The sequence below is a fragment of the Anaerocolumna jejuensis DSM 15929 genome, from assembly GCF_900142215.1.
GTDB classification, from domain to species: Bacteria; Bacillota; Clostridia; order Lachnospirales; family Lachnospiraceae; genus Anaerocolumna; species Anaerocolumna jejuensis.
Genome location: NZ_FRAC01000009.1, coordinates 268516 through 280841, shown reverse-complemented (window position 1 = coordinate 280841; position 12326 = coordinate 268516). Strand labels below are relative to the sequence as shown.

At 43.9% G+C, this 12326-nt stretch carries 8 protein-coding genes; 5 read left to right on the top strand and 3 right to left on the bottom strand.

Going from position 1 to position 12326, the window contains the following annotated elements; genetic code table 11:
• The first annotated feature begins 77 nt into the window (after positions 1–77).
• The 5 genes from BUB77_RS09115 to BUB77_RS09095 all read left to right on the top strand — a co-directional run bounded on the left by BUB77_RS09115 (position 78) and on the right by BUB77_RS09095 (position 8013).
• Complete coding sequence (locus BUB77_RS09115) at positions 78–1178, top strand: galactose ABC transporter substrate-binding protein (RefSeq protein ID WP_073275001.1); 1101 nt, start codon at positions 78–80, stop codon at positions 1176–1178.
• 77 nt (positions 1179–1255) lie between these two features.
• The gene (locus BUB77_RS09110; RefSeq protein WP_073274999.1) at positions 1256–2800 is read left to right on the top strand and encodes a sugar ABC transporter ATP-binding protein; all 1545 of its coding nucleotides are present in this window, start codon (positions 1256–1258) and stop codon (positions 2798–2800) included.
• A gap of 17 nt (positions 2801–2817) precedes the next feature.
• The gene (gene mglC / locus BUB77_RS09105; protein WP_073274997.1) at positions 2818–3852 is read left to right on the top strand and encodes a galactose/methyl galactoside ABC transporter permease MglC; all 1035 of its coding nucleotides are present in this window, start codon (positions 2818–2820) and stop codon (positions 3850–3852) included.
• Between the two features lie 21 nt (positions 3853–3873).
• The gene (locus BUB77_RS09100; RefSeq protein ID WP_073274994.1) at positions 3874–5946 is read left to right on the top strand and encodes a beta-glucosidase family protein; all 2073 of its coding nucleotides are present in this window, start codon (positions 3874–3876) and stop codon (positions 5944–5946) included.
• A gap of 75 nt (positions 5947–6021) precedes the next feature.
• Complete coding sequence (locus BUB77_RS09095) at positions 6022–8013, top strand: beta-galactosidase (RefSeq protein WP_073274993.1); 1992 nt, start codon at positions 6022–6024, stop codon at positions 8011–8013.
• A 123-nt stretch (positions 8014–8136) separates the two neighbouring features.
• Here BUB77_RS09095 and BUB77_RS09090 read toward each other — a convergent pair whose 3' ends face one another.
• Genes BUB77_RS09090 through BUB77_RS09080 form a run of 3 tightly spaced genes read right to left on the bottom strand, consistent with a single transcriptional unit; the run spans position 8137 to position 11919 of the window.
• Positions 8137–8856, bottom strand: a complete 720-nt coding sequence (locus BUB77_RS09090; RefSeq protein ID WP_073274991.1) for a hypothetical protein — start codon at positions 8854–8856, stop codon at positions 8137–8139.
• Positions 8849–11056 (bottom strand): M1 aminopeptidase family protein, encoded by a 2208-nt coding sequence (locus tag BUB77_RS09085; protein WP_073274989.1) that lies wholly within the window; start codon positions 11054–11056, stop codon positions 8849–8851. The genes BUB77_RS09090 and BUB77_RS09085 overlap by 8 nt, the downstream gene beginning before the upstream one ends.
• Entirely contained in the window at positions 11053–11919 is an 867-nt protein-coding gene (locus BUB77_RS09080) for an ATP-binding cassette domain-containing protein (protein ID WP_073275233.1), read from the bottom strand. The genes BUB77_RS09085 and BUB77_RS09080 overlap by 4 nt, the downstream gene beginning before the upstream one ends.
• Positions 11920–12326: the final 407 nt, after the last annotated feature.

Here is a 12326-nt window from a genome sequence, read left to right as displayed (position 1 = left end):
ATTGAAAGTTGTACAAGAATAGGGTGGATGGTATTCTGTTATTGCAATTAATTATATAAGTATCAGGAGGGTTTAACATGAAAAAGAAAGTTTTAAGTGTATTGTTATGTGCAGCAATGATTCTGTCATTGACAGCCTGCGGAGGTAATTCTACAGGCGGAACTACAGGCGGAGGTACAGAGGAGGGGGGACAGAAGCCGACAGAAACAGCGAAACTGCCGATTTTAGGCGCCGGTATTTATTCTGCCTCGGATAACTTTAACTCCTATATTGGAAAGAGCATTGTTAACGCATCTGGCGGTATCTTTAAGACCAATATTGAAGATGGGCAAAATGACCAATCCACACAGACGAATCAGGTTGATACCATGATTGCAAAAGGAGCTAAGGTAATCGCATTATCAGTCTGCGATACAACAGCGGCACCGGCACTGATTGAAAAAGTAAAGGCAGCAGGTAATCTGCCAATTATCTTCTTTAATAAAGAAATAACGGAAAAAGGTGTTATCGATTCCTATGAAAATGCTTATCAGGTTACTTCAACAGGAGGAGATTATGGTGCAGCCATTGAAGGACAGATGATTGTGGATGCCTGGAAAGCCAATCCCAACATGGATAAGAATGGGGATGGAAAGCTCCAGATGGTGAATTTAATGGGTGATCCGGGACATACTGCTTCCCAGCCCAGAGCAGATTATGTAAAAAGTACAATTAAAGACGCAGGAATTGATATAGACTTGCTTGCTGAAGACACGGGTATGTGGGTAACAGCAACAGCAAAGGATAAAATGGATGCCTGGATTTCCAAATACGGTGATGAGATAGAATGCATTGTTGCGGCAAATGACGCAATGGCACTTGGAGCATTAACCTCTATTGAAGCAGCCGGGTATAACACCAACGGAACAGAAAGTAAAAAATATATTCCTATTATTGGAATTGATGCCCTGCCGGAGATGCTGGATAAAATCGAAAGCGGAGAAGTAATGGGCTCGGTACTGCAGGATGCCAAGACCCAGGGACAGATAATAGTAAAGATGGCCGAAAACTTAATCAATGGAAAAGATGCTAGTGATGGTATGGATTTCAAGTTAGATGAAGCAAAAGCGATTCGTGTTCCTTATAAGGCTATTACAAAAGATAACCTTGATGTTGCAAAATCTACTTACGCGAAGTAAATCTAAATTTAATACGGGGCATGCGGCATGCGTAAGAAAAAGCGCATGCCCCATATTGGCAGAAAAGAGGGTTAAACATGTTAAGGAGCAAGGAAAACAATAGGAATACAACTCCGGACAGTGTTAAAAATAGTGAATACCTGTTAGAAATGAATGGAATAAGTAAATCGTTCCCGGGGGTAAAGGCCCTGGACAATGTCAATTTACATTTGCGGTGGGGCTCGGTTCATTCCTTAATGGGTGAGAACGGGGCTGGAAAATCAACGCTGATGAAATGCCTGTTTGGAATATATTCCGTTGACAGCGGGGAAATTTTACTTAACGGTAAAAACGTTAAATTCTCCAATCCGGCAGAGGCCTTGAATAACCAGGTTTCAATGGTTCATCAGGAGCTTAATCAGGTTCTGTACCAGACGGTCATGGAAAACGTGTGGCTGGGCCGGTATCCCATGAAAAACGGATTGGTTGACGATAAGAAAATGTACGAAGATACGAAAGCTATTTTTGATGATTTGGACATTAATATTGATCCGAAAGTCAAAATCGGAACACTTCAGGTATCACAGAAGCAAATGATTGAAATCGCAAAAGCTGTTTCCTACAATGCAAAAGTAATTGTGATGGACGAACCGACGTCATCGTTAACGGATAAGGAAGTTGAACATTTATTTCGGATTATAGATAAGCTGAAAAAGAATGACACAAGTATTATATACATTTCCCATAAGATGGAAGAAATTTTGAGGATTTCCGATGAAGTAACTATTATGCGGGATGGTAAGTGGATAGCTACAAAGCCTGCAGCGGAATTAACCATTGATGCTATTATAAGGATGATGGTAGGAAGAGAATTGACGGAACGCTATCCGGTCAGAAATAGCAGTATTGGTGACGTATTGCTGGAGGTCAAGGAGCTTTCCTCCTTTTCACCGGCATTTAAAGAAGTAAATTTCCAATTATGCAAAGGAGAAATTCTGGGTGTTGCCGGCTTGGTTGGAGCAGGCAGGACTGAATTACTGGAAACACTGTTTGGAATCCGGCGAAGAGGAAACGGTGAAATTTATTTGAACGGCAAGAAAATTGATAACGGTACACCGATTAAGGCTATGGAAAATAAATTTGCAATGCTTACGGAAGAACGACGGGCAGATGGAATTTTTACAACACTCAGCGTGGCATTTAATACAATTATTGCGAATGTAGGAAGTTATTCTAATAGAATAGGATTGCTTAATAATAAATTGATTCAGCAGGATGTTAATCGAATGATCCAGGCTATGAATGTTAAAACACCTTCGGGAAAGACCTATATCGGCAATTTGTCCGGAGGAAATCAGCAGAAGGTAATACTTGGCCGCTGGCTGCTTACAAACCCTGATATATTGCTGCTGGACGAACCTACCAGGGGCATTGACGTGGGAGCCAAATATGAAATATACCAGCTGATCAACCGGCTGGCGGAACAAGGGAAAGGCGTGATTATCGTCAGCTCTGAAATGCCGGAACTCCTTGGAATTTGTGACAGAATTCTGGTTATGAGCAACGGCAGACAGTCAGGACTGTTTGATGCAAAAAGCACTTCACAGGTAGAGATTATGAGCTCATCTGCAAAATTCATATAGTTACGGAGGAAATTAACATGAGTAGTTTAAGTAAGGCTACAGAGAAAAAAAGCGTGAACATAAAAGAACTATTGGCTCAAAAAGCAATGTATGTTGTTTTAATAGGACTGTTAATATTGATTGCGGCCTTTGAACCTAAATTTTTATCTTTAAATAATTTTACCAATATTTTTTCCCAGTCCTCTACAAGAATAATCATTGCACTGGGCTCGGCAATGGTGCTGATCGTACAGGGCGTTGATTTATCCGCAGGACGTATGATTGGATTTGCGGCAGTTGTTTCCGCGTCCCTGATGCAGCAGGTTACCTATGCCTACCGGATGTATCCAAATCTTACGGAGCTTCCCATTATTGTACCTTTTCTGGTGGTCATGCTTGTCTGTGCAATCGCAGGAATGCTTTCCGGTATTGTAGTTTCAAAATGCAAGGTTCCTCCCTTTGTGGCAACCCTGGCAATGCAATTAGTACTTTATGGTCTGGCTTCCATCTATTTTGACCGTCCTCCCTATGGTGCGCAGCCCATTGGCGGAATTGATTTTAAATTTACGAAAATAGCCACAGGCTCCATTGGTATCGGAAGCTTACGGATTCCCTATTTAATTATTATAGCAATTATAATAGCTGCTTTGATCTGGGTATTATGGAATAAAACGAAATTCGGTAAATATATGTATGCAGTGGGCGGCAATCCGGAAGCCGCAAAAGTATCCGGCGTTAATGTAACCCGTATACAGATTCTTGTATATACCCTGGCAGGTGCCATGTATGCCTTTGCAGCTACACTTGAGGTTGCACGTATTGGCAGTGCCTCGAATACAACGGGTAACGGATATGAATTGGATGCGGTTGCGGCAGCCGTAGTAGGCGGTGTTTCCCTTACCGGAGGTATCGGAAGTGTGGGAGGAGTCCTTATTGGAGTTCTTATCTTTACGGTAATTAACTATGGTCTGGCATTCATCGGAGTCAATATGTACTGGCAATACATTGTAAAAGGCTTGATTATATTATTTGCCGTAATCCTTGATATGAGAAAATATACGAAGAGAAAATAATATTGGAGGAGGAATAAAATAATGCGTGATGTGGTAAAAAATACAAAGCTTACTGAAAACTGTTCGAAGGAAGAAATCAAAAGGTTCGTTGATGAAATTATTCCCCAATTAACCCTGGAGGAAAAGATTGGAATTATGTCCGGGCAGTCAACGGAAGAAAAATTGATGGACGACCTGTTCGTGATAGAGCATTATAATATGAAACCATATCCTACTATGGCAGTGGACCGGTTAGGATTACCCAATGTGCGCTTTGTGGACGGGCCAAGAGGAGTGGTTTCAGGCTCCTCCACCTGTTTTCCGGTGTCCATGGCCAGAGGTGCTTCTTTTGACAGGGAGCTGGAGGAAAAGATAGGTGAAGTAATCGGAGCTGAGATTCGGGCCCAGGGAGGCAACTATTTTGGCGGCGTCTGCATTAATTTACCCCGTAATCCCAGATGGGGACGGGCCCAGGAGTGCTACGGGGAAGACCAGTATCATCTTGGGGAAATGGGTGCGGCCCTTACCAGAGGAGTGCAGAGCCAGAACGTTATGGCCTGCATCAAGCACTTTGCCATGAACAGTATTGAAAATGCACGTTTTAAAGCGGACGTTTTTGCTGATAAAAGGACACTTCATGAAGTCTATCTTCCCCATTTCAAACGCTGCATAGAAGAAGGTGCGGCCTCCGTAATGGGAGCTTACAATAAAGTATACGGTGACCAGGCATCGGAGAGTAAGCTGTTATTAAAGGATATCCTGAGAACAATGTGGGACTTTGAAGGCTTCACCCTGTCTGACTTTATCTGGGCGGTCAAAGATGCCGTAAAAGCGGTGCAGAATGGAATGAATATTGAAATGCCGAGCCTTCTTTGCTATGTGAATCAATTACCGGATGCGGTAGCAGAAGGAAGAATTGACAGTAAGGATATTGACGAAGCGGTCGGCTATATTTTAAGAACCATCCTGTATTTTGAGACCAGAAAAGACCCGAAGGCTTATGCACCGGAATGCATTGCTTCTCCAGAGCATATTGAAGTTGCAAGAAGAGCAGCGGAGGAATCCATGGTCCTTCTGAAAAATGAAGGAAAGGTTCTGCCTTTTAAGCCTGAGAAAACAAAACGTATTGTGGTACTGGGCGTATTGGGAAATACGGAGAATATCGGTGACCATGGTTCCAGTAAGGTTCATCCCTGGTATACGGTCACACCCTTACGCGGCTTGATGAGAAAAATGCCCACAGCCGAAATTCTTTATCATGATGGAAATGATCTGGAAAAAGCAAAATCACTTGCAAAAGAGGCAGACGCCGTTGTTATTGTAGCAGGCTATATCCATTCGGATGAAGGGGAATACCTTGCCGATCGAAGTGATATTGCTGAAATGGGCGGAGACAGGGCATCTATGAGACTGCATAAAAGAGACATTGATTTAATAAAAGGGCTGAAAGGGATTAATCCGAATACAGTGGTATCCTTGGTGGGAAGCAGTGCCATTCTTATCGATGAATGGGAGCAGGATGTGCCGGCAATCCTCTTTTCCTTCTACAGCGGAATGGAAGGCGGCAACGCTTTGGCAGATATTTTATTCGGTGATGTATGCCCCAGCGGTAAACTCCCCTATACGGTAACCTGCGCAGAAGAGGATTATCCGGAGTTCGACCCGGATTGTACCAGCATTACCTATGAATATTATCACGGCTATGCAAAAATGGAAAAGGAAAACAGGAAAGTACTCTATCCCTTTGGCTATGGCCTGTCATATACCACCTTTGAAATCGGCACCCCGCTGATTACCAGCTTTCAGAATAAAGCGAAAATAACGGTTACAGTAAAAAACACCGGAAACAGGAAAGGTGCGGAAATCGTACAGCTATATGTCGGCTGTGAAGGCAGCAAGGTAGACAGACCAGTGAAGCTGTTAAAGGATTTTGCCAGAATTGAGCTTGCTCCGGGTGAGGAAAGAGAAGTATGCCTTCAGGTTACAAAAGAAAATATGGCATATTTTGATGAAGCTGAAAATGGATTTGTGCAGGAGGATATCGTTTACGCAGCTTATATAGGCAATTGCAGCAGAATGAAAGAGCTTCAAACAGTTAAATTTACTTTCAGGTAATTGCGTGCCATAGAAATGCAAGCATGATATTTTAGCAATCACATAAAAATTCAAATTAATAGAAGGGAAGTTATTATGCGAATAGGTGTTGATTACTATCCCGAGCATTGGGATAGAGAGCGGTGGGAACAAGATGTGAAGCTAATGCTGGAAGCTGGGATTAAAGTAATCCGCGTAGGAGAATTTGCCTGGAGCTTATATGAACCAAGGGAGGATGTTTATGAATTCGCCTGGATGGATGAGATCGTAGACTTCTTTGGGAAAAAAGGGATAAAGCTTATTCTCTGTACTCCGTCAGCAACTCCGCCCAAATGGATGATTGATAAATATCCGGATATTTTAGCGGAGGATATCCATGGAAATACAAAACTGTTCGGTACGAGAAAGCATTATTGTTTTAACAGTGAAATATACAGAGAAAAAGTACGTAAGTTAGTTGGGCTTATTGCAGAGCGTTATGGTAAAAATCCTTATGTGGAAGGCTGGCAGATAGACAATGAGCTGGGCCACGGAAATACGGCACGCTGCTATTGCGAGGAATGCCATCATAAATTCATAGACTGGCTGGAAGAAAAATACAAAACGATAGAATGCTTAAATAAAACCTACGGAACCGTATTCTGGAGCCAGATCTATAATAGCTTTAATGAAGTTATTGTGCCGAAAGCCGGGACCTGTTATGATTTTGATTCCGGGACACAGGGGCAGAATCCAAGCCTGCTCATTGATTACTATAGATTTTGCAGTGACTCCATTATCAGCTTTACCAAAGAGTCAACAGAGCTGATTAAAAAATACAGTGACAAACCATGCACCAGTAATCTCTTGGATGCTGCTGTCAATTCCGGGACAGGAATCGATTATTTTAAACTGTCAGAGGAATTAGATTTTGTTACATGGGATAATTATATTGAGTTCCAATGGGGCAAGGCAAAGATGGAAACAGTATCCAGAGACCATGCCCTGCTGAGGTCATATAAGAAAAAGCCCTTCTGGGTAATGGAGCAGCAGAGCGGACCCTGCGGCTGGAGTAAAATGGGACCCTCGCCGGATCCGGGGAAGCTCAGGCTATGGACATATGAAGCAGTTGCCAATGGTGCCGATACCGTTGTGTATTTCAGATGGAGAGCCTGCACCTTCGGTGCGGAGCAGAACTGGCATGGTATATTAGGACATGATGGAAAAGTAAACAGAAGGTATGACGAGGTTAAACAAACCGGAGAAGAAATGGAAAGGCTAAGTCAAAAGGTGGGAACCTTAATGCCGAAAGCCAGAGTGGCAATTATAAAATCCTTTGATACGGAGTGGTGCCATACGATCTTTCAGAATGTGGAGGGTTTTCAATATGATAATCTTTTACTGGCGTTTTATAAACCATTTTATGATATGAATATTTCCGTTGATTTTGTCCAGGCGGAGGAGGATTTATCCATGTACTCCCTGGTATTGGCACCGGCCCTGGCATACGTTTCCGATGAGGCTAAGAATAATCTGGAAAGCTACGCGGCAAAGGGCGGCACTCTGGTCATAACCTTCCGTTCAGCTTTTAAAAATGAATATAACCGGATGCTGCCGGAGACAATACCGGGCCCATTAGCGGAATTGACCGGCGTGGAGGTGAAGGATTATGACCCTCAGTTTGATAAATCAACTTCAGTGGCAGGCATCTTTGGAAGCGGCACGGCTAAGCTTTGGTGTGACATTGTGACTCCTAAGGATGCGGAGGTATTAGGCTTGTATACCGGCAGTTATTTTAAAGGAGCTCCCTGCCTGACCAGAAAAGGCAGCGTATATTATCTGGCTTGTGATTTGGATGAAAAAGCACAGGGCAATTTTGCAAAATATCTCTGCAGACAGGCCGGTATTGAGGTGGGACTTTATGTGCAGGAAGGAATAGAGGTAGTAGATACTACGGATGGAGAAAAACAGGTAAAGTTCCTCCTGAATCATAATAATTACGATACGGTCATAGCCCTTACACAGGAATATACGGACCTTCTTACAGACCAGAAAGTTGTTAATACTGTAAAACTTGAAGCTTATGGGGTTGCAATTCTGGGTGATTAAATAACATTAAATAAAATTATGTAAATAATAGCTAAAACCATTTTTGAAAGAATTTATTTTTGATTTTTAAGCTGCTGTTCCATCTCTATTTGATGTATGGAACAGCAGCTTTCTTTTAGCATTTCAATACTTTTTTTCCTCTAAACGGAGTGCTGCAAATAACATCCCCACTCCCCCAAGGGCATAGAATAATTTACCGGCGATAACGGAGGTAGGGAGAGACAGAGGAGGATCAAGGATACCCAGCTCCAAGGGATAGTTGGTAAAAAAGCTTTTCCCCAATATATCTGCAGATGCCGGCAGGAAGAACTGGGACAGAGCAGCGAGAATAAGCAGCAGAAGGACGGGAAGTAAAGGATGGAGACGGCTGCCCAAAAGAAACAGTCCCAGCATAAATAGCAGTACAGGCAGCAGGATGATGGCGGAAAGGAGCAGCAGCACAGCAACAGGGACGGCGCCTCCAAACAGGAAGAGGAGAAAAGCCAGACCCAGAAGGACTGTACAAAGGGCTGCAGCCAGCCATGCCACTGCAGCTGCCATGACCTTTACCAACAGGTAGCGGCTTTTTGAAACCGGAGTGGCAAGGATTAGGGGCTGTACACGCAGGGAATTTCCGGAGGAGATATTCCATACCAGAAAGAGGAGTATGATGCCAAGAAGGGGCAGAAGCTCTGACAGATACTCCCCGTAGCTCCAGGGAGAAAAAGGTGCGGTACTTGATACGCCGAGGATGGTCCGGGTGCTTAGAACCTGCCAGCCATAGGCCAGGCATATCACAAGAATACCGGCAAAAAACTTGGAACATACGAGCCGTTTTAATTCATAATGAAATATTTTATTCAAGATTCAGATCCTCCTCGGTTAATTTACAGGCATCCAGAAAATCCTGATAGGTAAGATAGGGATTGTTGTTATCAATTTTGCGGGTGAACAGTTTTTTGAGAATAATGTCCATCTTTTTCTCGCCGCCTACCAGCTGCTCCGCTTTCAGGAGCTTAAGCGGCATTTCACAGTAAAGCCGGGTAGAAGACTGGCTGTTGGAGATACTAGTACGAAATTTCTCCGGCAAAACTTTCAGGTATTCGGGGTGGCGGACATAATAATTATCGTAGTAATCGTCCACCTTTTTTTGCCATTCTCTTACATAGTGCTCCATGGCATAAGCTTCTCCGTATTGCTCCTTCACCATACGGTAGGTAGTATAAACAGTAAGTCCTTCCGATGACCATAGGTTACTGCCGCCATTATCGAACATATTGCCCAGTCCCCACCACTGATGAACAATTTCATGGGCCAGGACTTCACTTCCGGAGGCTCCCTTCTTTGAATCTTTCAGCCCCTGTTCATTAAAGCTGTCCTCACTCATAACGCTGGCACCCTTGCCGGCATAACCGCCCCCTGCAATTCCAATTTCCAAAAGGCGCATATTGCTGCTCTGATAGAAGCTCAGCGGTCCGTAATGGGAGGTACAGTACTCGAATACCCTGCTGATGATGTCTTTGACACCACACTCCTCCATGACTCGCTGATGCTTCAAACTATAATAAAAATCAATATTTATTCCGGCTGCTTGTATGGCTTCGAATATGTAGTCTCCGGCATAAAGAATGAGGGTGCTTCCCGCATCATGAATCAGCCACCGTACCGTACCGTTGGGGTTGGTACCCACCTGCTCCACGGTACCGTCTCCGAATAATACAGGAATCATTTCTTTAGGCAGTGACAGAGCAGAGGTGAACTGAGGTAAATCATCGCCGCTCCAGAAAAAATCCCATGGAACAGGTGCAAAATCCTGATTGGCAAGATAAATATAATCCTTGCTGATTTCAAGTTCTCCCTGGGATAAATCTAAAATATTCCATTCCTGAGGAAAGCCGCCATATTTAATTTTCAGAGTGATTTCTTTAGCGGGAGGGAGATTCACTTCTATTATTTTACCATTTTGGTCATCATTATTAAGGTCATGGTATTTTACGGAAGTCCCATTGGCACTTACAGAAGAAATCTTGTAGCCTGGATTTATACGAAAAGAGATCATTTGAGACTGACCTGCGGTATTTTGCAGCTGATAGGAAGCAGTTCCCCATTGACATCCGGTTTTAAGATTGGGGCGGGCGTCTACATGGATGGAGGAAAAGGTGACAGCTTCGTTGTAATTGATATTATACAGATCATCCGTAATTTCAAGCTTACTGTGGTCGAGAAAGGGCTGCGCGATATATGCCCGGATGCCGGCTGCTATGAACAGGGCGGCAGCAAAGGGCAGGTATAGCTTTCTTGCATTCCAGGCTGCGGAGCGCAGAATTCCCCTGCCATACCGCCTGATGAAAAGAAAAGAAAGACACCAAAAGCCCAACAGTATAAAAAGCCAGAACAATCTGTTCCAGATAATGGAACGCAGCAGCCGCATGTGTCCAAAATCATCCGATAAGTAACCGATGGAGGGATTAACCCAGCGCAGCAGCCAGTTTTCCGTCCATACTTTGATACTAAGCAGAAGGAAGGCGGCAAGCAAAATCAGTGTTAAGTCCATACGCCTGATAATCTGGTATACCGAAGCAGTAAATAGTATTGCAAACACCATGGCTGGAAGCATTGTGCATAAATAAAATTCAAGATAGAGCCCGGGATGAAATACCGAACCAATGCGGGCAGAGGTATAAGGAAACCAAACCGCCAGTACCGCGATTTGGGAAACTGCGGCGGCGAGAAGTAAAGCCATAATTTGAGAGAAATAAAAGGACAGAGGGGAGACGATGGCTTCTGTTAGTATATTTGTATGGGTCCTGTGCACACGGTCTAACTCCAGTACGGTTAAAAATCCAAAGAGCAAAGCTCCCAGTAAAGCTCCGGCCAGTGCTGTATTACCCAGGTAGGTTCCGTTCAAAGAAGTCGTATAGGAGGAATTGGAGATGGAAGTGACTGCCCGGTAAATCCATAATCCTGTTGCGGGAGATGCGATAACAAGCAGGATAACCAGCCAGGTTCTTACACAGCAGAACAGCCGCCCGGTTTCCACCCGTAGTTGAGAGAGGAATTTCATAGCAGCGCACCCTCTCTTTCAATTAGATACAGGTATGCATCCTCCAGGGAAGGTTCCGCTGTGGTGGCATAGTCGGGAAGGGTGTCAGCCACACCACGGCAGGAAATGCCGTGTGCTGTATTTACCCGTGAGGTAATGAGAAGGGCTTGGTCCGCTTTGCTTATACTGTTTTCGATAAAAGTCCCGACATGTCCTTCTGCCCTTTGAATTAATTCTTCCGGGCCTCCGGTGAATAGAATTCTGCCATGGTGGATTACAATCAACTGATTGCAGACGGATTGGACATCCTCGATAATGTGAGTGGACAGCAGCACAATCTTATCCTGTGCCATATGGGAAAAGAGATTGCGGAAGCGGATCCGTTCCTCCGGATCAAGTCCTACCGTAGGCTCATCGAAAATCAGCAGTTCCGGCTCCCCGAGCATAGCCTGGGCAATCCCCACACGCTGGCGCTGTCCTCCTGAAAGGGTTTGGATTCGTGCCTTCTGTTTCTCCTCTAATCCGGTGGCGGCTATTGCTGCTTTGATGGCAGCTTTGCTGTCTTTAATGCCTTTGAGGGAGGACATGTAATCCAGGAACTGCCAGACTGTCAGCTCATCATAAAGCCCGAAGGACTGCGGCAGATAACCAAGCTTCGTCTTCACCTCCTTTTCGCATTTTACTAGCGGACGCCCATCTACGCAGATATCTCCGCGGGAAGGCAGAAGACCTGCAACCAGCAGCTTCATTAAGGTGGATTTGCCCGCCCCGTTTTGTCCGAGAAGCCCGATAAGGTTCGGACTGTCCAAGGTCAGGCTTACGTTGTCCAGTGCCTGTTTTCCCGAAGGGTATAACAGGTCCAGATTTTTCATTTCAATCTTCATAAATGTTTGGTTCCTTTCTGCTCCTTTTATAAGGGCTGAGATGCATGCATCCTTATAATTTCCATTTTTTACTTTATTATAGCATAAAATGAGAAGAAGCACACATACTTTGCACAAGGCAGTACCAGTCCTCGTGCCATTCCATTAACTGTTTTCAAGCGTTTGCCCTGGGTAATTTTAACTACCCCATACGTTTCCGGCAAAGAGAGCCTTTACCTCCTTGGTATGATAAGCATACCGCAGATAAGTAGGATATATTTTAATTTGATATAACTAATTTGTTAAAAAAAAGTAGAGAAAATCAAAAGATTTTCTAAAGAAAGCAGGTTTTAACTTATAACTGGGTACCAGTTTGGTAGTTTTTTGTTGTAGATTATGTTATCATAATATACAGAATGCAGAAGCAG